The following is a 21,929-nucleotide window of genomic DNA, read 5'->3' on the forward strand; positions in this document are numbered from 1 at the left end:
ACCATGTTCAATGACCTGAGTCGCCTCGGTAAATACCTCGGTCAGGCCGCGCGCCTGATGGTCGGCATGCCCGACTACGACACCTACGTCGAGCATATGCAAACCAAGCACCCGGACAAACCGGTGATGAGCTACGAGATGTTCTTCCGCGAACGTCAGGAGGCCCGTTACGGTGGCAAGGGTGGGCCGAAGTGCTGTTGAGCTGACAGCGCAGAGGTTGAGGTAATCCCCTGTGGGAGCTAGCCCTGCTGGCGATTGCGGAGTGTCATTCGACAGTCATGTCGACTGATACACCCTCATCGCCAGCAGGCTGGCTCCCACATTTGTTTTGTGTTTCTTTTCAGGAGATCGAGTTTTGTCCTCTCCCATCCCGGTCACGGTACTCAGCGGTTTCCTCGGTGCCGGCAAGACCACTTTGCTGCGCCATATTTTGAAAGCCGAGCACGGCCTGAAAATCGCCGTGATCGAAAACGAATTCAGCGACGCCGGCATCGATAGCCAATTGCTCGGTGATGAACCCGTCCAGGTCATGACCTTGGCCAACGGCTGCGTCTGCTGCACCATCCACACCGACCTGACCAAAGCCCTGTACCTGCTGCTCGAACGGCTGGACAGCGGCGAGATCGCCTTCGATCGCCTAGTGATCGAATGCACCGGTCTGGCCGATCCAGCGCCGGTCGCGCAGACCTTTTTCATCGATGAAGAGCTGCGTGAGCGATACCTGCTCGACGGCATCATTACCCTGGTCGATGCCGCGCATGCCGACGTGCACCTGACTCAGACCATCGCCCAGGCGCAGATCGGTTTCGCCGACCGCTTGCTGGTGAGCAAGACCGATCTGGTCGACGAAGCCACGTTCAACGCGTTGAGCGAACGCCTGACACGGATCAACCGGCGTGCGCCGGTTCGTGTGGTTGAGCACGGCAATATTGATCTGGCTGAACTGCTCGATGTGCGCGGCTTTAATCTCAACGCCGACCTCGGCGGCGGATTGAGCCTGCGTCCGGTCACCAAGGCACCGTCGATTGATCGCATTTCCAGTCTGGTGCTGCGCACCGATCAACCGCTGGATATTGATCAGCTCAGCGAGTTCATGAATGAATTGCTCGAAGAGCACGGCAAACAATTGCTGCGTTACAAAGGCGTGCTGAGCATTGCTGGCGAAGATCGCCGCCTGGTTTTTCAGGGTGTGCTGAAACTCTATGGTTTCGACTGGGACACCGAATGGGCCGAGGGAGAGGCGCGGGATAGCGTGATTGTGTTTATTGCTGATGATTTGCCGGAAGAGAAGATTCGGGCGGGGTTTGCCAGGGTGGTTTCTGCCTGATGGATCTTGGTTGTCAGTGATGGCCTCTTCGCGAGCAGGCTCACTCCTACAGTTGCAATGCGTTCCCCTGTAGGAGTGAGCCTGCTCGCGATAGCAATCTAACCTGCAACACAATGCTCAAGATCTGAACCCAGCAGCGTCTGCTCAAGATGATCCAGATGCCGATTCATCAACATCGCGGCCTTGGAAATATCGCCTCGCTCGACGGCCTCAACCAGCGCCAAATGTTCCCGCCAGGCGCAACAGCTGTGCGTCAGAGACGAACTTCGCGCAATCGCCAATGATGTCAACGGCACCAGACTGCCCAAAAAATGCGCCAACGGCGCATTTCCCGCCATCTGCGCCAAGTGCAGATGAAACTCCCCCGACAAGCGAATTGCCGTCCCGCGCCGATCCTGCTCGACAGCCTGACGCTCGCGCTCGATCAACCCGCGCAAGCGTTTCAATCCGTCAGCCTGCGGGCACTGGCAGGCCAAACGTACCAACGTACTTTCAGTCAGCCGTCGTGCGTGCAAAGTCTGCCGTGTCTGCTCGCGATCAGGGGCCGCCACACGCGGGCGATGGTTGGCGCGCAGGACAATGACTTGCTCAAGCGACAACTGCGTCAGCACCCGGCGCACATCCGCACGACTGACACTGAACATCTCTTTCAAACTGTCCTCGGTGAATCGGCTGTCCGGATCAATGCGCTGTTCCAGAATCGCATCGAACAGTCGCGGATACAGATCGTCCGTCGGCGCCCTTACGCGGGAAAAGGGCAGGGGCGCAGTAGTCGGGTGGGTGTGCGACGGTGAGGCGAAACTGTTCATAGCCTGTCTCCAATAGGAATCAGCGACTCAGGTTGTCATCCGGAATATTCAGCTCGATGCCCATGCGTTGACCTTCGCGCAGAATGTGCCGGCGCATTTCGGCACTGGCCTGGGCGCTGTTCTTGCTGCGGATTGCGCGCACCACGGCTTCGTTTTCTTCCAGGCGTTCGGCCAAATGTTCCGGGGAGTTACGCAGCACTTCGGCACTCTGCTTGAGCGCATTGCTGGTTTGCTGCACCACGCTCTGGAAAATCGGGTTCGAGGTCAGGGTGAACAGTTCTTCGTGGAAGGCGATGTAGGCGCTGACCCCGGCCTCACTGTCACCGGCCTCAAGGGCTTCGCGCATGTCCATCAGGGTCAGGCGCAACTGGCCGACTTCCTTGCTGCTGATCGACTGCGCCACCAGGCCAACAATGAACGGCTCAAGGGTGTAGCGCAGTTGCAGCACATCTTCGAGGCTGGCACCGGCGACTGCACTGTCGTGGCTTTGACTGTCGCTGAATTGCGCGTCGAGTACGATCACGCCTTTGCCCGGCATCGAGCGGACGAGGCCGAGGGTTTCCAGGACGATCACTGCTTCGCGCAGGCTCGGACGACTGATGCCCAGCTGTTCGGCGAGTTCGCGCTGGCCCGGCAGCATGTCGCCGGAGCGCCACTGGCCACGGGCCAATGCGGCCCGCAGTTTTTCTACGACTGAGTTGACGACGGTTGATGTGGTGATCACTTGTCTTGCTCCATGTGCCTAAAGGGGCGCCGCAAACCAGATCAAAAGATCGCAGCCTGCGGCCACTCCTGCAGGGTTAAATCAGAACTCCTGCTGGTGCGCCGGAGTTGCTGCTTTACGCGGTTGAAAGGTGTAGCCCTGCTGACCGCTGAGTACTTTGTTGGCGCGTTGTACGTCGATGTCCTTTTCCCAACGGGCGATCGCTACCGTGGCAACGCAGTTGCCGATCAGGTTGGTCAACGCCCGACCGATGCCCATGAACCAGTCCACTGCGAGCACGAGCACCAGACCGACCACCGGGATCGCCGGAATCGCCGTCAACGTTGCCGCCAGAATCACCAGTGCCGAACCGGGAATGCCGTGGGCACCTTTGGAGGTAATCAGCGACACCAGCAGAATGGTCAGCAAGTCGGTCATCGCCAGTGGTGTACCGGTGGCATTGGCGATGAACACAATGGCCAAAGTCAGGTAGATGGAGAAGCCGTCGAGATTGAACGAGTACCCGGTCGGAATCACCAGACCCACGGTCGAACTGCCGATGCCGAGGTGTTCGAGTTTGCGCATGATCTGTGGCAGCACGGCGTCGGACGAGGCGGTGCCCATGACGATCAGCAGTTCTTCACGCAGATACTTCAACAGCGGCCACATGCGCAGGCCAGAGGCACGCATCACCAGACCGAGAATCACGCTGACGAACGCGATGCAGGTCAGGTAGAACAAACCGACGAGGCTACCCAGATGTTGCAGGGAGTCGAGGCCATATTTGCTGGTGGTGAAAGCGATGGCGCCGAACACGCCGATCGGTGCCAGACGCACGATCATGCCCATGATCCGGAAGATCACATGGCTCAGTTCGTTGATCAGTCGCGAGATTCCGGAAGCGGCTTCACCGACCAGATTCAACGCACTGCCGAACAGCACCGAGAACAGTAGAACCTGCAGAATGTTGTTGTCAGCGAAGGCACCGATCACCGACGTCGGGATCAGGTCCATCAGGAACTGCGTGGTGGTGTGCATGTGCTGGCCGCGTTCGGCGAGATCGCCCATGTCGGCGGTGGACAGCTGCTCCAGATGAATATTCGCGCCGCTGCCGATGCCAGTGCTGAAGGCGAAGACCAGGCCGATCACCAAAGCGATGGTGGTCAGCACTTCAAAGTAGATCACCGACTTGAGGCCGATGCGCCCGACCTTCTTCAGATCGCCCGCGCCACTGATACCGCTGACCACCACGCAGAACACGATCAGGCCGATGAGCATCTTGATCAGTTTGATGAAACCGTCGCCGAGCGGTTTGAGCTGGGCCGAGTATTCGGGGAGGGTCAGCCCGCAGACGATGCCGAGCATCAGTCCGAGAACCACTTGGAGAAAGATTGAACGCGAGCACCATCTGAGCATGGGAGGAATCCTGGTCGGTGTCCTGGCTGCCGTGTGCGGAGCACATCAGATTCAGGACTTAATTATTGTGGTCTTACCGGTATGTCCAGTGCAGGCGCAGTCTACGCTCGGTTTTTTCAGTAATACAAGGGGGAAGCACAAAATTGGCATGACCGGTCTGACCAGTGGCGCGCAATGCTGTTGTGGCGGGCGGCGTTCGAGAGGCGATGCCCGGTCATGACTGGCCGGGCGCGGTGTTGGGATCCTGCTCAGTAAGGCACGTTACGCTGGAGGATGTTCAACTTGAAGTCGATAACACCTGCACTGCGATTGTGGTTGGTGCGCACGAAAGTACCCACTTTCGGATCGTATTTACTGCGACTTTGCCCTGCGCAGAGCAGAGCACCGCCTCGGGTCCGTATTCTGACGGTGGGAGTGTCCGTGTCGATTTCATCGAGGGTGATGATGTTGCCTTTGGCGTTCAGCAAGTTGAAGGTGGTCTGATCGCCATCTTCGGTTGCATAGGCATTCAAGAAGTCTTTTTCTTCTCGACTGATGGTTCTGTAGTAATACTCGCCCGGCGTGAAAATGTAGATTGTGTAGTAGTCGTCGAGGCACCGGAAATAAAAGGTCAAAGCGTCGGGGGCTACATCGGGCTTGAGAAAAAGATAGTTTGAAACATCTATCTGGTAGGAGAAGGTAAAGGCCTCGTAATCCGGACGCGGAGTGCTGATTGCCCTGCCATAAGTCAACTTCGGAAAGTGAGGTTGACCAAAGCGAGTGCTAATGGTTGCAGTAAACGATTTTTCTTGGTCGGTACTCATAAGTGTCTTCTTTTTTAATGCGAATAGATAAGTCACTTGGCCGCAAGTGGGCGCAAGCATGCAAATGTTTGTGTTGTCAGATTTCGTCTGGATCACTGATGAACGAGGCATTGCGCTCAATGATTCGCAGTGTGAACGGGATGCCGTCGTTATCAGTCCCGGCCAGGTAGCTGTAGGGGGCGCCTCGGCGGCGAACGGCGCTGATGTGTCCGGAGTTGCGGGCCTTGAGCCGAACCCGCTGAGTATCACGTCCCATGTCGTCAAGGGTGATGGTTCGATTATCCAGACTCAGTAGGTTGAACGAGGTGGTGTCACCGCCTGCCGGCAGGAAGGCACCCAGCACGCCGGCGACATCCTTGCTGATGCAATGGCCGGTATGAGTGGCGTGGGAACGGATGTAGAGGTGGTAATAGTCATCGGTGCAGCGAAAGTAAATGTTCATGGGCGACGCATTTTTTACTTCCCCGTGCGGACGGCGGCCCAGTAGATGAGCATCATTGAGTTTGATGGAGGCTCCGGTATAAAAGCCGCCCGAAAAGGATTTATCAATGCGCAGGGTCGGTGTTTCATATAATGCCCCGAGGATATCGAGGTGATGCTGGTCAAGTTCCAGTGTTGCTATAAAGGATTTCTGCCTGTTGGTACTCATGAACTCTTCCTTGAGTTATTGATACTGTGATTTTTAGCGATTGTTAAAAACCTTTTCCACGACTTTTTCAGTTGTTATTGGGTTATTGGTTTACCTCGGCTAAACACTATCAGCTAAGTTTTATTGGTGGGTGTGTTTTTACTTAAGTTGTTGTTTCAGTGTTCAAGCGCCGAAAGTAATGAGCCCAAAGGAGGGAGACGATATCGCTTTCCTGCAGACGAAAAAAAACCGGCCAATCACTTGGCCGGTTTTTCATGCTGCGGGTTTGACGTCGCGATTACGCGCCGTATACCGGCAGTTTCTTGCAAATGGCTTTGACTTTCTCACGAACGGCGTCGATCACCGCTTCGTTGTTCAGGTCAGCCAGGATGTCGCAGATCCAGCCGGCCAGTTCTTTGCACTCGGCTTGCTTGAAGCCGCGAGTGGTCACAGCCGGGGTACCGAAGCGCAGGCCGGAAGTGACGAACGGCGAGCGTGGATCGTTTGGCACCGAGTTCTTGTTCACGGTGATGAACGCTTTGCCCAGAGCGGCGTCGGCGTCTTTACCGGAGATGTCCTGCTTGATCAGCGACAGCAGGAACAGGTGGTTCTTGGTACCGCCCGAAACCACGTCGAAACCGCGCTCGATGAACACTTCGGCCATGGCCTGGGCGTTCAGTACCACTTGTTCCTGGTAGGCCTTGAACTCAGGCTGCAGTGCTTCCTTGAAGCAGATCGCCTTGGCAGCAATCACGTGCTCCAGCGGGCCACCCTGGGCGCCCGGGAATACCGCGGAGTTCAGCTTCTTCTCGATGTCGGCGTTGGCGCGCGCCAGGATCAGGCCGCCACGTGGACCGCGCAGGGTCTTGTGCGTGGTGGTGGTCACGACGTCAGCGAATGGCACCGGGTTCGGGTAAACACCAGCGGCAACCAGACCGGCCACGTGAGCCATGTCGACGAACAGGTAAGCACCAACCTTGTCCGCGATGGCGCGGAAGCGTGGGAAGTCGAGGATCTGCGAGTAGGCAGAGAAACCGGCGACGATCATTTTCGGCTTGTGCTCAACGGCCAGGCGCTCGACTTCGTCGTAGTCGATCAGGCCATTGGCGTCGATGCCGTACTGCACGGCGTTGTACAGCTTGCCGGAGGAGGAAACGCTGGCGCCGTGGGTCAGGTGACCACCGTGGGCCAGGCTCATGCCCAGAATGGTGTCGCCACCTTGCAGCAGGGCCAGGTAAACAGCCGCGTTGGCTTGCGAACCGGCGTGTGGCTGAACGTTGGCGTAATCGGCGCCGAACAGCTCTTTGGCGCGGTCGATGGCCAGTTGCTCAACGATGTCGACGTACTCGCAACCACCGTAGTAGCGCTTGCCTGGGTAGCCTTCAGCGTACTTGTTGGTCAGGACCGAGCCTTGAGCTTCCATCACCGCTGGGCTGGTGTAGTTTTCCGAAGCGATCAGCTCAATGTGTTCTTCCTGGCGCTGAGCTTCTTGCTCCATGGCGGCAAAAAGGTCGGCGTCGTACTTGGCAATAGTCAAATCACGGCTGAACATGGCGGTCCTCAAGGATCGGGGGCAGAAAAGGGGGGCATTCTAACCCAATGGGTTTTGGATGGCATATGAAACGACATCATGTCGCAGACAAGTGGCGTTCATGCGCAGATCAGTGGTGTTTCTGCCGACCCAATCGCGAGCAGGCTCACTCCTACAGTATCCGAGGTGAGCTTAAAACTTGTGATCGACATCAATCCCCTTGTAGGAGTGAGCCTGCTCGCGATGGCTGCACCACAAATCTTCAGTCGAACATGAACAACGCGTCATTGCTGAACTGCGCTTCAAAGCGGCTCGCCGGCATCGGTCGCCCGAACAGATACCCCTGAACCTCATCGCAACCATGCTCACGCAGGAAGTCCAGTTGTTCATGGGTCTCCACACCCTCGGCGATCACCGCCAGATTCAGGCTGTGCGCCATCGCGATGATCGCCCGGGCAATCTGCGCGTCCTGCTCGCCCGACGGTAAGCCGTCAACAAACGTACGGTCGATCTTCAGCACGTCGATCGGGAATTGCTTGAGGTAGTTCAGCGATGAATACCCGGTGCCGAAGTCGTCGACCGCAATGCTCAGGCCGAGGTTTTTCAGCCCGGCGAGAATCTGCATCGCCTCGCTGACTTCGCGCATCAGGATACTTTCGGTCAGCTCCAGCTCCAGACACGCCGGCGGCAGGCCGGTTTCGCGCAGGATCGTGGCGATCCGCGTGCCGAGCTGGCCGTCGGAGAACTGCCGCGCCGAGATGTTCACCGAAACCTTCGGCACGCGTACACGATTCTGGTGCCAGGTCTTCAGTTGGCGGCAAGCCTCGCTGATCACCCAGTCGCCAACGTCCACCACCAGACCGAGTTCTTCCAGCACCGGAATGAAATCCCCCGGCGGCACCAGTCCACGACGTGGATGGCGCCAGCGCAACAGTGCTTCGGCACCGGTCAGACGCTTGCCATCGCCGCTGAACTGCGGTTGGTAATACAGGACGAATTCGTTCTGCTCCAGGGCGTGGCGCAAGTCGCTTTCCAGTTCCAGTCGCTCCAGCGCACTGGCGTTCATGTCGGCCTGATAGAACTGGAAGTTGTTCTTGCCACGTTCCTTGGCGTGGTACATCGCGGTGTCCGCGTTCTTCATCAACTGGCTGAGTTCGTTGCCGTCCTGCGGACTCAGGGCGATGCCGATACTGGCGGTGACGAAGAACTCGCGGCCCTCGAGCACGAATGGCCGCACCAGGCTGCCGAGAATCTGTTCGGCGACATGAATCGCCCGGTTCAGCGCCATTTCGCGGCTGGAACGGTGTTGCAGCAGCAAGGTGAATTCGTCGCCGCCCATGCGCGCCACGGTGTCGTCATCGTCGACGCAGGCCAGCAGGCGCGTGGCCATGTCTTTCAACATGCGGTCGCCGGCAGCGTGACCGAGGGAGTCGTTGATCGGTTTGAAACGGTCGAGGTCGAGGAACATCAGCACCACCCACGACTTCTGCCGTTCGGCCGATTGCAGCGCGGTGTGCAGGCGATCCTGGAACAGCGTGCGGTTCGGCAAATGGGTCAGGGCGTCGTAATAGGCGAGGCGGTGAATGCGTTGCTCGCTGGCCTTGCGCTCGCTGATGTCGCTGAAGAAACACACGTAACTGGCCAGATCACCCTCGTCGTCGAGCACCGCGGTGATGCCGACCCACGCCGGATAGTGCTCGCCGTTACGGCGCTTCATCCAGACTTCGCCTTCCCACGTGCTGTGTTCGTGCAGTTGCTTGAGCACGTAGCGCAAGTGTGCGTCCTGCTGCTCGTCGACGGTTAGCATGTTCGGTAACTGGTCGAGCACTTCGCTCACCGCGTAGCCACTGACACGGCTGAACGCTTCGTTGGCCTGAACGATGTAGCCGGCCGGGTCGGTGATCAGAATCGCCGAGGTCGAGTGTTCGAAAACCGTCGCGGCCATGCGCAGGTCTTTTTCCGCGCGGCGCTGCTGGCTGATGTCGCGACCGACACCGAGCACACCTTCGAACGCGCCGTGCTCGTCCCACACCAGCACCAGACGCAGCTCGATCGGGATCTTGCGGCCATCGGCGCGCAGGCAGTCGAACAGGAACATTTGCGTCTGCACCTGGCTGCGCAACAGCGCCAGTTGCTCGGGTTTATCGAGGGCTTTGCTGACCCGGTCCATCAGCGTGTAGATGCCGCTCAGTTGCTGCGGGTTGGCAATGGTCGATTGCCAGCCGTTCTGGAAAATCCACTCGGCGTCATACCCCAGCACCGCCTGTACCGACGGGCTGACGTAGTTCAGCGAGAGCTTGCTGTCGGTGGAGAAGATCACGTCGCTGATGCTTTCGGCGAGCATGCGGTAGCGCTGTTCGCTGTCGCGCAGCGATTCGCTGGCTTCGATCTGCTCGGTGATGTCCTTGGCCACGCCGATGATCCGCGTGACTTGATCGTGCTTGTCGCGTGCCAGCGCCTGCTCGCGAATATCGAAGCGCCGCCATTTGCCGTCGCGATGGCGGAAGCGCAACTGGCACTGCAGCAACTGGCTGTAACCGGCGTGACGCTGCATCTGCCGCGAGCGATGGTAATAGTCGGCGTCTTCGGGGTGCAGCAGGATTTCCCAGAAATACTCGCCCATCTGGTGCAGTTCGGTACGGTTGTAACCGAGCGTCTGGCCCAGGTGATGGTTGCTGAAAATCATCCGCTGGCTGATGACGTCCTGCACATACAGATGATCCGGCACGGTGCGCACCACGTCCGACCAGAAACCTTCGCGTTCGAGCAACGACAGTTCGATCAGCTTGCGGCTGGTGATGTCGTTGATGCTCAGGATCACCGCTTTGTAGTCGTGCTGCTCGGTCGGCAGGCGCAGCACCATCCACAGGTGCTGGTCGCGGCCATTGATGTCCGGCAGCTTGATTTCCAGCTCCAGCTGATCCTGTTGCTGCAATACGGCATCGAGTATCTGATTGCCAATGGCGCACTGGCGGTGTGGATGGCCGTCGATCAACAGCTGCCAGGCGTGCTCGCAGGAATTGACGTTGAGCAGTTGCAGCGCCACCTGATTGACCTCGGTGACACGCAGTTCCTGGAGCAATTGCTGGCGCTGCTGCGGCTGGTCGAGCCAGGCCTTGAGCTGATCGCTGGTCTGGATCCGGGCCTTGTCGAAAACCTGCTTGAGACCGGAAAGATCCAGTACGCACAGGGCGACGCCAGTGCCTTCGAAAATATCCTGATAACGTCGACGACCTTCATGCAACTGGCGCTGACGACGGCGCATGTTCAACAGCGCGATCACCGGCAGCATCGAGAACGCCAGGCCCAACAGGCATTTGCCGATGAACGCGGGCAGCAATTCTTCGAGCACACGCTGGCGGTCGAACAGGCCGCGCAATTGCCAGTCGCTGCTGCTCAGCGGCACGGTCAGCACGGTGTTGGCCAGATCGTCAGGGGTCAGCACGCCGGGATTGGCCGACGGCAGCGCTTCGTCGCGGCTGATGATCTGATGGTTGATGCGGTTCTCCACCAGCCACAGCGGGCGTGCGCCAGTCTCGCCCTGCTTGGTCAGTGAATTGAAAAACGTTGGCGTCAGGCGCAAGGCCCAGTAACCGCGTGTGCTGCCGCTGGCCTGATGCAGTAGCAAATGCACCACTGAGCCGTCGTCGGCATTGCTGAAATAGTGCGCCTGGGCACGGCTGCGCCGGACCAGTTCGGTCAGGTAGTCGGCGTCCGAATTATCGGCCGCGCTGTCGCTGATGATCCGCCCGGACGGGCTGAGCAACGCCATGCTGCGCAGATCGGGCAACGACTGCTGAAGTTTGCGCAGCAGGACCTGCTGTTCGTCGGCGGTTTGCGGTTGCTCGACGATCGGTAGCAGGTTGAGGGCGATTTGCGCGTTCAGCGCCATGTTCAGACTGACCTGCGAAGCGAGGTCGGCGGTGTAGTCGATGGTGTACTGGCGCTGGTTCTTCTGGGTTTCGCGCAATTGATCGAGCAGTTGCCAGAACAGCAATGCCAACAGCAACAGCACCAGTGTCGCCAGCGCGCCCTTTAATGTTCCGCGCAGGGGCGAGCCGGTCGCCGGATTGGACGCGCTCACAGAAGCTGGCGGAGTGACATTGGACAAGCTGTAATCCTGCGGTCTGGCTGGACTGGCGCGACGTGCACTATATGCCGGACGCCCAGAGGGCGGCTAGCATGCCTTGAGTTGTGGCGAAGTGCCAGCCCCGCTCGGCTGGACTGCCACCGGTCATTAAGGTAGCTTTGCCGGTTACGCGGGAGCGTTCCAGCTCCTAGACTCAGACTTTTTCAGCGCGCACGCATTGATAACCATCAAGTGAACGACGCGCATGGTCTGGCCGGGCATCGCCTGCGCTGCAATCATTCATCTGTCACTGACCCAAGGTTCTCCATGGCTCAATACGTCTTCACCATGCATCGGCTGGGCAAAGTTGTTCCGCCGAAGCGGGAAATTCTCAAAAACATTTCGCTGTCGTTCTTCCCCGGCGCCAAGATCGGCGTACTCGGCCTCAACGGTTCGGGTAAGTCCACGCTGCTGAAAATCATGGCCGGCGTCGACACCGAGTTCGAGGGCGAAGCCCGTCCGATGCCGGAACTGAACATCGGTTATCTGCCGCAAGAGCCGCAACTTGACCCAACCAAGACCGTGCGTGAAGTGGTCGAGGAAGCGGTCAGCGTGATCAAGAACGCCCAGGCCCGCCTGGACGAGGTCTACGCGGCTTACGCTGAAGAAGATGCCGACTTCGACAAACTGGCTGCCGAACAGGCCAAGCTCGAAGCGATCCTGCAAGCCAGCGACGGTCACAACCTTGATCGCCAACTGGAAGTCGCCGCCGACGCACTGCGTCTGCCGGCCTGGGACGCCAAGGTCGAATTCCTCTCCGGTGGTGAAAAGCGTCGTGTGGCCCTGTGCCGTCTGCTGCTGTCCGCGCCGGACATGCTGCTGCTCGACGAACCGACCAACCACTTGGACGCCGATTCCGTGGCGTGGCTGGAGCACTTCCTGCACGACTTCCCGGGCACCGTGGTAGCGATCACGCACGACCGGTACTTCCTTGACAATGTCGCCGGCTGGATTCTGGAACTCGACCGCGGCGCGGGCATTCCGTACGAAGGCAACTACTCGGGTTGGCTCGAAGCCAAGTCCGATCGTCTGGCCGCTGAATCCAAGCAGCAGTCGGCGCACGAAAAAGCCATGAAGGAAGAACTGGAGTGGGTGCGCAAAGGCGCCAAGGCCCGCCAGTCGAAATCCAAGGCACGTCTGCAACGCTTCGAAGAAATGCAATCGCAGGAATTCCAGAAGCGCAGCGAAACCAACGAGATCTACATCCCGGCCGGTCCGCGCCTGGGCGACAAGGTCATCGAATTCAAGAACGTCACCAAGGGCTACGGCGATCGCGTGCTGATCGACAACCTGTCGTTCTCGATGCCGAAGGGCGCCATTGTTGGCGTGATCGGCGGTAACGGTGCCGGTAAATCGACCCTGTTCCGCATGCTGATGGGCAAGGAAACACCGGATTCGGGCAGCATCGAAGTCGGTGAAACCGTGCAACTGGCGTGTGTCGATCAGAGCCGCGACGACCTGGATGGCAGCAAGACTGTGTTCCAGCAAATCTCCGACGGTTCCGACCAGATCCGCATCGGCAACTACGAGATCCCGTCGCGCACCTACGTCGGTCGCTTCAACTTCAAGGGCGGCGATCAGCAGAAGTTCGTCAAGGATCTGTCCGGTGGTGAGCGCGGTCGTCTGCATCTGGCGCTGACCCTGAAGGAGGGCGGTAACGTCCTGCTGCTCGACGAACCGTCCAACGACCTCGACGTTGAAACCCTGCGTTCGCTGGAAGAAGCCCTGCTGGACTTCCCGGGCGCTGCGATTGTGATCTCTCACGATCGGTGGTTCCTTGACCGCGTGGCGACCCACATCCTCGCGTACGAAGACGACTCGCAAGCGATCTTCTTCGAAGGCAACTACACCGAGTACGAAGCGGATCGCAAGAAACGCCTCGGCGAAGCGGCTGCCCAGCCACACCGGGTACGTCACAAGAAACTGGCCTGATTCGGGTTGGTTGCATAAAAAAGCGGAGCCTTCGGGTTCCGTTTTTTTTTGCCCGGGTTTTGTCAGCGGCACCGAGGTGCAGCCATCGCGAGCAGGCTCACTCCTACATTTGAAATGCGTTCCCCTGTAGGAGTGAGCCTGCTCCGGGCGGCGATCCGACGATGGCGGTGTAACTGTTGGTGCATCAATCAGATTTGATCTCCCCATTCAGGTGCAAATCAGCGCCAAAAACCGGCCGGATTTATATCCTGTGCACCATTTAATTTCATAACTGCGACATTTTGCTCTGTTCCTGTGCGCATTTCGTTTGTTACAGTCCGGCCCAATCTCTTCCAACGACAATAAATTTGCCGAGACTTTTGCCATGATCGAATCCGTCGAATCCTTCCTTGCCCGCCTGAAAAAACGCGACCCGGATCAACCCGAATTTCATCAGGCTGTCGAAGAAGTGCTGCGCAGTCTGTGGCCGTTTCTCGAAGCCAATCCGCATTACCTGAGCTCGGGGATTCTGGAACGCATCTGCGAGCCGGAGCGTGCCGTGGTGTTCCGCGTGTCATGGGTCGACGATCAGGGCAAAGTGCAGGTCAATCGCGGTTTCCGCATCCAGATGAACAGCGCCATCGGCCCGTACAAGGGCGGCTTGCGCTTTCATCCTTCGGTGAACATGGGCGTGCTGAAATTCCTCGCCTTCGAACAGACCTTCAAGAATTCCCTGACCTCGTTGCCCATGGGCGGCGGCAAGGGCGGTTCCGACTTCGATCCGAAGGGCAAGAGCGACGCCGAAGTCATGCGTTTCTGCCAGGCGTTCATGAGCGAGTTGTATCGCCACATTGGCGCCGACGTTGACGTACCGGCGGGTGACATCGGCGTTGGTGCGCGCGAGATCGGTTTCCTCTTCGGCCAGTACAAACGCCTGAGCAACCAGTTCACCAGCGTCCTCACCGGCAAAGGCATGACCTACGGCGGCAGCCTGATTCGTCCGGAAGCCACCGGTTTCGGCTGCGTGTATTTCGCCGAAGAAATGCTCAAGCGCCGCGAACAGACCGTGGAAGGCAAACGCGTGGCGATCTCCGGTTCCGGCAACGTGGCGCAATACGCGGCGCGCAAGGTCATGGATCTGGGCGGCAAAGTGATTTCCTTGTCCGACTCCGAAGGCACGCTGTATTGCGAAGCTGGCTTGAGCGAAGAGCAGTGGCTGGCGCTGCTGGAGCTGAAAAACGTCAAGCGTGGACGCATCAGTGAACTGGCGGCAGCCTTCGGTCTGGAATTCCGCGCCGGCCAGTTGCCGTGGTCGCTGCCGTGCGACATTGCGCTGCCGTGCGCTACGCAGAACGAACTCGACGTCGAAGCCGCGCGCACGCTGCTGCGCAATGGCTGCGTGTGCGTGGCCGAAGGCGCGAACATGCCGACGACGCTTGCGGCTGTGGATATCTTTATCGAGGCTGGCATTCTCTTCGCCCCGGGCAAGGCATCCAATGCCGGCGGCGTCGCGGTGAGTGGTCTGGAGATGTCGCAGAACGCCATGCGTCTGCTGTGGACGGCGGGCGAGGTCGATAGCAAGTTGCACAGCATCATGCAATCGATCCACCACGCGTGTGTGCATTACGGCGAAGAGAACGGGCGGATCAACTACGTCAAAGGCGCGAACATCGCTGGCTTCGTCAAAGTTGCCGACGCGATGTTGGCGCAAGGCGTGGTTTAAGCCGGTTCGATGCGGATCACTTCAATGATTTGATCGCCGGCGGGGCGCTGCCACAGCACCTCGTCGTTGAGTCGGGCACCGAGCAGGGCGCGGCCCAGCGGTGAACCCCAATTGATCAGGCCTTTGCCGGCATCGGCCTGATCTTCGCCGACCAGTTGCACGCGGCTTTCGGTGTCGTGTTCGTCGGCGTAGGTCACCCAACTGCCGATCTGCACCTTGTCGGTGGATGTGGCGGCAACCGCGACTTGTGCGCTGCTCAGGCGCTGATTGAAGTAACGCAAATCCCTTTGCAGATCCGCCAACCGTTGTTTGTCGGCCTGCTCACCTTTGGCTGATTGTTCGGCATGCAAGGTTTGCAGCTCGGCGACTTTTGCCTGCAACTGCGCCAGGCCCTGCGCGGTGACGTAATTGGGCTGCGCGCTGACCTGCCGTTCGACCGGCTGATCGGCTTGCGCGGCGGCGTGGTCTTCGTTGACGAATGCGCGACTCATGGTGTCCTCCTCGTATGAGGTTTGGGCCATGCTCGCAGGCATTTGGTTTCACTGGATGTCTGGGAGCGACCTATGGCGAACGATAAGCCCGCCCGGCGTCTTGATCCTTCTGCTGCTGCCAGGCGCGTTCGCGTTCGTCCCAGTGTTCGTTGCGATACTCTTCGCGGCCCTTGTTTTCCAGCATGGCCTGACACTGGCGGAAACCGTCCGTCCAGCCGTCGGCGTATTGCTTGTCCTTGAGATAGCGCGGCACGTTCTTGCGGAATTCGCCGCTGATCGAGCCGGCGGCTTGCCGACCGCTGACACAACCGTCATCGAAGCCGTCGGCGAAGGCCGGTGGATAACCTTTGACGATCAAATCTTCATGGGTGGTCTGGCAACCGCCCAGCAACAGCACAACACCCAGCAAACCCGCACACCGCCACATTGCATTCTCCCGCGCCGGTTCTCGGCTTATGGGGAAAGTCTAGAAGGGGATTCGTCGGGCGTTGGTGAAAGGCGTGTGAGTAATTCGTTGAGCACCACGAATCTCTTGTAGGAGTGAGCCTGCTCGCGATAGCGGTGTGTCAGTCACCGCAACAGTGACTGAGGAATTGCTATCGCGAGCAGGCTCACTCCTACAGGGGGCCAGGCTCGGGATCAGTAGTGATACCACTTCACTTCAAGCATGACCTCGGTTTCCGGCGTGGCGAGATGGCTGAACTCACGCTGCGCACTCAGGCGCAAACCGAGGTTGCGCGACAACTCCCACTGCTGATTCAAACTCAGGCTGCGGCGCACTTCGCCATTGAAGAAGTAATCGCCCTTGGCCTCCAGGCTCATATTCCCCAACGGGTTTTTCCACAACACGCCGGTATTGAAACCGCCGGCCGGGGAGACAAACTCGGCGAAATCATTGTTGTGCTCAACGCGCACGGTGCCGAGGGCAAAACCCAGCACATCATCACCCAGCGCCCACGTGCCGCCACCACCACCGTTGACGTGGCTGACCAGCGTCTCGTCATCATGCTTGCCCGGGACACGCTCAAGACCGCCAGTGACCTGCCACGACAGTGGCTGTAGCAGCTCATTGCGCGGCGTCAGCGAACGAATTGTCGCCAGATCCAGTTGCTGGAATTGCCAGTGATTGCCTTCGTACTGACGCAACTTCATCTGCAGGATCTCGATCTGCGCGCCGAGCGGGAAGCTTTCGGCGTTGTCGTTGAGATCGTGATAGGCCATGCGCAAGCCGTACTCACCGAACGCACGGTCGCCACGGGTGCCGAGACCGGCCTGCCAGGTGCGCGATTCGTGGCCGTCTTCCGGCAAGCCCGGTTGCGGAATTTCCAGCTCGGGTGCGGGGTTCTTGTTGATCGCCCGCAGCAATTCGAAACTGCGCTGCGCCCGTTGCGGATCACGCTCCTGACCGTTGGCGCGGTAGCGCTCGAGGCGATACGCCGCGTCGATGATCAACGCTTGACGGTCGCGGGACAGGGCTTTGAAGGTCGGATCCTGCAACACTTGCTGGTCGGCGCTGACTTTCAGCACCCATTGCTGTTCTTCACTGTTGAGCGGCTCGGCTCGGCTTAGCAACTCACGTTCGCGGGACGGGCGATATTCGATGCTTTCCACTAGTCCGGCTTCTTTCACCGCTTTGACGGTGTCGGTGGGGATCGCGGTCAGCGGGAATTGCTCGGTCAGGCGCAGGCTCGGCCGTGCGACTTGCAGCAGCTCCAGTAAACGATACGAGCAGTTTTCATCGAAGAAGAAATAGTCGAACTGAATCTGCTTCAACTCCCACACATGTTCAACCATGCGTGCGGTTTCTTCTTGCGTCAGATTCAGTCGGTATTCCCACAGATCGCGGTTTTCCAGGCTGCGGTATTCGGAGAGTTTTTCCTGGTACGGCACCAGTGCGAACAGCCCCGGATAGCCGCCCATCAAACCTTTCCAGGCGTAGAGAATGCTGTTGTCCGAGCCTTCGATGTAGGCGCCGAAGTTGATCGCGTAACTGAGCAGCGAAGTCTTGTCGGCCTGCACATCGGCCTGATCGATACGCAGCAGGGTGTGGCCGAACATCGATGACGGACTGTTCAAGTAAGCCGCCGGGAAGATCATCACCGCGCTGTGCGGCGAGACATCCTTGAACCATTTTTTGTACTCGGCGCACTCGGGCGTCGGCAGATCGGTCAGGTTGAGCTGCGCTTTCAACCAGCGAGTGCGTGCTGGATAAACGCATTGCGCATGTTGCTCGCCAAGACTGGCCGGGGCGTACAACGCCTGTACGGTGGCCGCCAGTTCGCGGTCGGGATGTTCGTTGCCATCGGGTGCGAGAAAGAATTTCTTGTCGCTGACATAGCTGCGCCAGCCACCAAGCTTGGCGGTTTCGTAGTGACCGAGGGAAATCCAGAAACGGTCGTTGGCCAGTTGCTGCAAACGTTGAGGGTCGATGTGGGGCGCGGCGGACAGCGGGGCGCAGACACAGAGCGCCAGCCAGGCAAGGCGTTTGAGCATAGTCGGCAACTTGAACAGGAAAGAAATAAAGACCCAAGGAGGGCGGGCCGAAAAAACAAAACCCGCTTCCCGAAGGAAGCGGGTGGGGTCGAGCTTAAGCTTGAGTCGCGTACTTGGCCAGACGAGGATCCGATTTCAGTACGGCCAGGGTGTTGGTATGCACATCTTCAGCGGTCACGTCAGCTTTGCTGAAGATCTGCTGGAAGTGCTCGTGAGTCACAGCAGCGAAGTGCGCACGGTCTTCCGGCGCCACGCCCAGTACCACGGCATAAGTCGTCAGCGCTTCGCCGTTGCCTTTGGCCATGTCTTCGGACAGCTCGTTCATCATGCCATTCATGGCAAACCAGGATTTGCCGCCGTAGGTCAGCGATGCATTGGTCGAGCAACCGTTGGTGCCGGACGTCATCCCGAAGGTGGCGTTACCGGAAGTACCGTTGGTGGTGGAAGCGAGGAAGTGAGCAGGGGTGCCACGCTGACCTTCGAACAGCATGTTGCCCCAACCGCAATCCGGGCCGCCTGGAGCTTGCGCCATTGCGTTGATGGATACAGCGGTGAAGAGAGTACCGAGAAGAATCCGTTTCATAGCTTTGTTCTCTTTGTGTGCATACCAATGGACAGGGTTCTGGCCCCCCAAGCTCTGTACGAGACAGATCAAAACGAAGCCAGTGGGCCGGTATTAGTTCCAGCCGCGCAGTTTGGAGTTTAGGCACGTTCCAGGGGTTCCGTGGTTTTTTGCAAAATATTTGGAATAAACCCCGGTTTCCGGGGGCGCGCCGCAGGGTTGGCCGGTTGTCTATGCTTTGTCACATGGCGCGCCTTGCCAGTGGGGCACGGGCAGCGCCAGAATGCCGCTATCTGCCCCGCCTGATTGTTAAGGAAGCCCGATGCCTGATCCTGTTGCTGCCAGCTTGCGTCTTGCGCCCGAAGCGCTGACCCGTCCGTTTTCCGCTGAACAGTTCAGCTTCACTACCACCAATGATCTGGAGCCCTTTCGCGGTGTGCTCGGCCAGGAACGCGCGGTCGAAGCCTTGCAGTTCGGTGTGGCCATGCCACGCCCCGGTTACAACGTCTTTGTCATGGGCGAGCCCGGCACCGGCCGCTTCTCGTTCGTCAAACGCTACCTGAAGGCCGAAGGCAAACGCCTGCAGACCCCGGCGGACTGGGTCTACGTGAATAATTTCGATGAGCCGCGTGAACCGCGTGCACTGGAACTGCCTTCGGGCACTGCCGGCGCGTTCATCGGTGACATCAACGGCTTGATCGATAACCTGTTGGCGACGTTTCCGGCGGTGTTCGAGCACCCGTCCTACCAGCAAAAGAAAAGCGCCATCGACCGCGCCTTCAACCAGCGCTACGACAAGGCCCTCGACATCATCGAGCGGCTGGCCCTGGAAAAAGACGTCGCCCTGTACCGCGACAGCAGCAATATCGCCTTCACGCCGATGCTCGACGGCAAAGCGCTGGACGAAGCCGAATTCGCCCAATTGCCGGAAGCCGATCGCGAACGTTTCCACGAAGACATTTCCGGCCTCGAAGAACGCCTGAACGAAGAACTCGCCAGCCTGCCGCAGTGGAAGCGCGAATCGAACAATCAACTGCGTTCGCTCAACGAAGAAACCATCACCCTGGCCTTGCAGCCGCTGCTCTCGCCGTTGTCGGAAAAGTACGCCGAGAACGCTGCGGTCTGCGGTTACCTGCAAGCGATGCAGGTCTATCTGCTGAAAACCGTGGTCGAGCAACTGGTCGATGACAGCAAGACCGACGCCGTCGCGCGCAAATTGCTGGAGGAGCAATACGCGCCTAGCCTGGTGGTCGGCCATCCGGCCAGCGGCGGTGCGCCGGTAGTATTCGAGCCGCACCCGACGTATGAAAACCTGTTCGGTCGTATCGAATACACCACCGATCAGGGCGCGCTCTACACCACCTATCGTCAGTTGCGCCCGGGTGCTCTGCACCGCGCCAACGGCGGCTTCCTGATCCTTGAAGCGGAAAAAATGCTCAGCGAGCCATTCGTGTGGGATGCGCTGAAACGCGCCCTGCAATCGCGCAAGCTGAAAATGGAATCGCCGCTCGGCGAGATGGGCCGTTTCGCCACCGTGACCCTTAACCCGCAGCACATTCCGCTGCAGGTCAAAGTCATCATCATCGGTGCGCGGTCGCTGTACTACACGCTGCAAGACCTCGATCCGGACTTCCAGGAGATGTTCCGCGTTCTGGTGGATTTCGACGAAGACATCCCGATGGTCGACGAGAGCCTCGAGCAGTTCGCCCAGCTGTTGAAAACCCGTACCTCGGAAGAAGGCATGGCGCCGCTGACTGCCGATGCGGTGGCGCGTCTGGCGACTTACAGCGCACGACTGGCCGAGCATCAGGGGCGTTTGTCGGCGCGTATCGGTGATCTGTTTCAACTGGTCAGTGAGGCGGATTTTATTCGTCATCTGGCCGGCGATGAAATGACTGATGCCGGGCACATCGAGCGTGCGCTGAAAGCCAAGGCCACCCGCACCGGTCGAGTGTCGGCGCGGATTCTCGACGACATGCTCGCCGGGATCATTCTCATCGACACCGATGGTGCCGCGGTCGGCAAGTGCAACGGGCTGACCGTGCTCGAAGTCGGCGACTCGGCGTTCGGTGTGCCGGCGCGGATTTCCGCCACGGTGTACCCGGGCGGTAGCGGCATCGTCGACATCGAGCGTGAGGTTAATCTCGGTCAGCCGATTCACTCCAAAGGCGTGATGATCCTCACCGGGTATCTGGGCAGCCGTTACGCGCAGGAATTCCCGTTGGCGATTTCCGCGAGCATCGCGCTGGAGCAATCCTACGGTTACGTTGATGGCGACAGTGCATCGCTGGGCGAGGCGTGCACGCTGATTTCGGCGCTGTCGAAAACCCCGCTCAAGCAGTGCTTCGCGATTACCGGTTCGATCAACCAGTTCGGTGAAGTGCAGGCAGTGGGCGGGGTCAACGAGAAGATCGAAGGCTTCTTCCGTCTCTGCGAAGCACGCGGGCTGACCGGCGAGCAGGGCGCAATCATTCCGCAGGCCAACGTCGCCACGCTGATGCTCGATGAGAAAGTGCTGGCGGCGGTGCGTGCCGGGCAGTTCCACGTTTACGCGGTGCGTCAGGCGGATGAAGCGTTGAGCCTGCTGGTCGGCGAACCGGCGGGTGAGCCGAACGCCGACGGCGAATTCCCGGAAGGCAGCATCAACGCACGGGTAGTGGAGCGCTTGCGCGACATCGCCGAAATGATCAGCGAAGAAGACCTCAAGGAAGCCGAGAAGGAGTTGGCACAAGAGGCGCTGGCCGAAGCCAAACCGGCTTAAGCCTGGCGCGGTCAAACTGTAGGAGTGAGCCTGCTCGCGATAGCGGAGTGTCAGTCGGCGAATAAGTTGCCTGGCTCACTGCTATCGCGAGCAGGCTCACTCCTACATTTGTTTCGCGGGGATCTTCCGGAAATTCGCCACAACTCTGGCGCCAATATTCACACAATGACCATTCGGCGCCTGCTGGTTCTATCCGGCTTGCGCAGCGGACTTTTCTTCTATTCTCAGCTCAAGGATATCGACAGTATCACTGGATCGAGCCAGTCCTCCCGTGGGGGCTGAATACCGGCTTCACCGAGGGTCGCCGCCATGTCGCGCAACCTCTGCCTCACCCGTCAATGCCTGGGTCTTGTGACCCGAATCGAATGCGCCATCAAGCCGTTGGCCGGCGATAACGGCATGTGGACGCTGCTCTTCGCCGCCGGTATGGCCGGCGAACAACCTTCCGCCATCAAAGCCCAGGGGCCGTTTCACGGACCGATCGCCGCCGAGTCGATTCTCGATACCATCGTTGAGAGTCTGACGCTGCACGGCTACGAGCTGGCCGATGATCCGCAGATATGGAGCCTGCACCTGCAAGCCCAGCTTCGGCAGATCAACGGTGGCCGCAGCCGCAGCCTCAATTGACCCCTGCTCATGCAG

Annotated in this window: 17 protein-coding genes; 6 read left to right on the plus strand and 11 right to left on the minus strand. The window is 59.1% G+C overall.

The features are described 5' to 3' along the window. Window positions 1-3: 3 nt before the first annotated feature. Together CQ009_RS19905 and yjiA are read left to right on the plus strand one after the other, a co-directional pair. Window positions 4-201: a YbdD/YjiX family protein gene (locus CQ009_RS19905; protein ID WP_003228401.1), complete on the plus strand. Its 198-nt coding sequence runs from the start codon at window positions 4-6 to the stop codon at window positions 199-201. 154 nt (window positions 202-355) lie between these two features. Beyond that, window positions 356-1,327: a GTPase gene (gene yjiA, locus CQ009_RS19910; RefSeq protein ID WP_064392366.1), complete on the plus strand. Its 972-nt coding sequence runs from the start codon at window positions 356-358 to the stop codon at window positions 1,325-1,327. Window positions 1,328-1,425: 98 nt separating this feature from the next. Here the strand turns inward: yjiA and CQ009_RS19915 are convergent, their stop codons facing one another. The 7 genes from CQ009_RS19915 to morA form a co-directional block, all read right to left on the minus strand. Further along, the gene (locus CQ009_RS19915) at window positions 1,426-2,136 is read right to left on the minus strand and encodes a GntR family transcriptional regulator (RefSeq protein ID WP_105708347.1); all 711 of its coding nucleotides are present in this window, start codon (window positions 2,134-2,136) and stop codon (window positions 1,426-1,428) included. A 19-nt stretch (window positions 2,137-2,155) separates the two neighbouring features. After that, entirely contained in the window at window positions 2,156-2,860 is a 705-nt protein-coding gene (locus tag CQ009_RS19920) for a FadR/GntR family transcriptional regulator (protein ID WP_105708349.1), read from the minus strand. Between the two features lie 81 nt (window positions 2,861-2,941). Beyond that, a complete protein-coding gene (locus CQ009_RS19925; RefSeq protein ID WP_105708351.1) occupies window positions 2,942-4,255 on the minus strand; it encodes a C4-dicarboxylate transporter DctA in 1,314 nt (437 codons plus the stop codon). A 248-nt stretch (window positions 4,256-4,503) separates the two neighbouring features. Continuing rightward, the gene (locus tag CQ009_RS19935) at window positions 4,504-5,058 is read right to left on the minus strand and encodes a hypothetical protein (protein WP_064392374.1); all 555 of its coding nucleotides are present in this window, start codon (window positions 5,056-5,058) and stop codon (window positions 4,504-4,506) included. A gap of 76 nt (window positions 5,059-5,134) precedes the next feature. Then, complete coding sequence (locus CQ009_RS19940) at window positions 5,135-5,707, minus strand: hypothetical protein (protein WP_105708353.1); 573 nt, start codon at window positions 5,705-5,707, stop codon at window positions 5,135-5,137. Between the two features lie 277 nt (window positions 5,708-5,984). Beyond that, the gene (gene glyA, locus CQ009_RS19945) at window positions 5,985-7,238 is read right to left on the minus strand and encodes a serine hydroxymethyltransferase (RefSeq protein WP_007909785.1); all 1,254 of its coding nucleotides are present in this window, start codon (window positions 7,236-7,238) and stop codon (window positions 5,985-5,987) included. A gap of 241 nt (window positions 7,239-7,479) precedes the next feature. Then, window positions 7,480-11,328, minus strand: a complete 3,849-nt coding sequence (morA, locus tag CQ009_RS19950) for a cyclic di-GMP receptor MorA (protein ID WP_064392378.1) — start codon at window positions 11,326-11,328, stop codon at window positions 7,480-7,482. Window positions 11,329-11,613: 285 nt separating this feature from the next. On the opposite strand from morA, the gene ettA reads away from it, so the two are divergent. Together ettA and gdhA are read left to right on the plus strand one after the other, a co-directional pair. Further along, on the plus strand, window positions 11,614-13,278 hold the full coding sequence (gene ettA / locus CQ009_RS19955; protein ID WP_064118743.1) for an energy-dependent translational throttle protein EttA: 1,665 nt from the start codon (window positions 11,614-11,616) through the stop codon (window positions 13,276-13,278). Window positions 13,279-13,642: 364 nt separating this feature from the next. Beyond that, window positions 13,643-14,980, plus strand: a complete 1,338-nt coding sequence (gdhA, locus tag CQ009_RS19960; protein ID WP_105708355.1) for an NADP-specific glutamate dehydrogenase — start codon at window positions 13,643-13,645, stop codon at window positions 14,978-14,980. Here the strand turns inward: gdhA and CQ009_RS19965 are convergent. The 4 genes from CQ009_RS19965 to CQ009_RS19980 all read right to left on the minus strand — a co-directional run bounded on the left by CQ009_RS19965 (window position 14,977) and on the right by CQ009_RS19980 (window position 18,547). Then, a complete protein-coding gene (locus CQ009_RS19965; RefSeq protein WP_105708358.1) occupies window positions 14,977-15,471 on the minus strand; it encodes a GreA/GreB family elongation factor in 495 nt (164 codons plus the stop codon). The two genes, gdhA and CQ009_RS19965, sit on opposite strands and share 4 nt — an antisense overlap. 70 nt (window positions 15,472-15,541) lie before the next feature. Then, window positions 15,542-15,898: a hypothetical protein gene (locus CQ009_RS19970; RefSeq protein ID WP_105708360.1), complete on the minus strand. Its 357-nt coding sequence runs from the start codon at window positions 15,896-15,898 to the stop codon at window positions 15,542-15,544. A gap of 212 nt (window positions 15,899-16,110) precedes the next feature. Next, window positions 16,111-17,964: a DUF4105 domain-containing protein gene (locus tag CQ009_RS19975; RefSeq protein WP_105708363.1), complete on the minus strand. Its 1,854-nt coding sequence runs from the start codon at window positions 17,962-17,964 to the stop codon at window positions 16,111-16,113. A gap of 94 nt (window positions 17,965-18,058) precedes the next feature. Beyond that, entirely contained in the window at window positions 18,059-18,547 is a 489-nt protein-coding gene (locus CQ009_RS19980) for a DUF3015 domain-containing protein (RefSeq protein WP_007909797.1), read from the minus strand. A 301-nt stretch (window positions 18,548-18,848) separates the two neighbouring features. On the opposite strand from CQ009_RS19980, the gene CQ009_RS19985 reads away from it, so the two are divergent. Both CQ009_RS19985 and CQ009_RS19995 read left to right on the plus strand, forming a co-directional pair. Continuing rightward, the gene (locus tag CQ009_RS19985; RefSeq protein ID WP_064392387.1) at window positions 18,849-21,287 is read left to right on the plus strand and encodes a Lon protease family protein; all 2,439 of its coding nucleotides are present in this window, start codon (window positions 18,849-18,851) and stop codon (window positions 21,285-21,287) included. 309 nt (window positions 21,288-21,596) lie between these two features. Continuing rightward, the gene (locus tag CQ009_RS19995) at window positions 21,597-21,914 is read left to right on the plus strand and encodes a hypothetical protein (RefSeq protein WP_064392388.1); all 318 of its coding nucleotides are present in this window, start codon (window positions 21,597-21,599) and stop codon (window positions 21,912-21,914) included. Window positions 21,915-21,929 lie beyond the last annotated feature (15 nt).

Source organism: Pseudomonas sp. MYb2, assembly GCF_002979955.1.
Lineage (GTDB): Bacteria > Pseudomonadota > Gammaproteobacteria > Pseudomonadales > Pseudomonadaceae > Aquipseudomonas.

Excerpts from the sequence above, each read along its gene's own strand:
- CQ009_RS19915 (WP_105708347.1), bottom strand. The coding sequence starts at position 2,136 with ATGAACAGTTTCGCCTCACCGTCGCACACCCACCCGACTACTGCGCCC.
- CQ009_RS19905 (WP_003228401.1), top strand. The coding sequence starts at position 4 with ATGTTCAATGACCTGAGTCGCCTCGGTAAATACCTCGGTCAGGCCGCG.
- CQ009_RS19970 (WP_105708360.1), bottom strand. The coding sequence starts at position 15,898 with ATGTGGCGGTGTGCGGGTTTGCTGGGTGTTGTGCTGTTGCTGGGCGGT.
- CQ009_RS19925 (WP_105708351.1), bottom strand. The coding sequence starts at position 4,255 with ATGCTCAGATGGTGCTCGCGTTCAATCTTTCTCCAAGTGGTTCTCGGA.
- glyA (WP_007909785.1), bottom strand. The coding sequence starts at position 7,238 with ATGTTCAGCCGTGATTTGACTATTGCCAAGTACGACGCCGACCTTTTT.
- CQ009_RS19980 (WP_007909797.1), bottom strand. The coding sequence starts at position 18,547 with ATGAAACGGATTCTTCTCGGTACTCTCTTCACCGCTGTATCCATCAAC.
- CQ009_RS19935 (WP_064392374.1), bottom strand. The coding sequence starts at position 5,058 with ATGAGTACCGACCAAGAAAAATCGTTTACTGCAACCATTAGCACTCGC.
- CQ009_RS19995 (WP_064392388.1), top strand. The coding sequence starts at position 21,597 with ATGTCGCGCAACCTCTGCCTCACCCGTCAATGCCTGGGTCTTGTGACC.
- CQ009_RS19940 (WP_105708353.1), bottom strand. The coding sequence starts at position 5,707 with ATGAGTACCAACAGGCAGAAATCCTTTATAGCAACACTGGAACTTGAC.
- gdhA (WP_105708355.1), top strand. The coding sequence starts at position 13,643 with ATGATCGAATCCGTCGAATCCTTCCTTGCCCGCCTGAAAAAACGCGAC.
- CQ009_RS19985 (WP_064392387.1), top strand. The coding sequence starts at position 18,849 with ATGCCTGATCCTGTTGCTGCCAGCTTGCGTCTTGCGCCCGAAGCGCTG.
- CQ009_RS19965 (WP_105708358.1), bottom strand. The coding sequence starts at position 15,471 with ATGAGTCGCGCATTCGTCAACGAAGACCACGCCGCCGCGCAAGCCGAT.
- ettA (WP_064118743.1), top strand. The coding sequence starts at position 11,614 with ATGGCTCAATACGTCTTCACCATGCATCGGCTGGGCAAAGTTGTTCCG.
- CQ009_RS19975 (WP_105708363.1), bottom strand. The coding sequence starts at position 17,964 with ATGCTCAAACGCCTTGCCTGGCTGGCGCTCTGTGTCTGCGCCCCGCTG.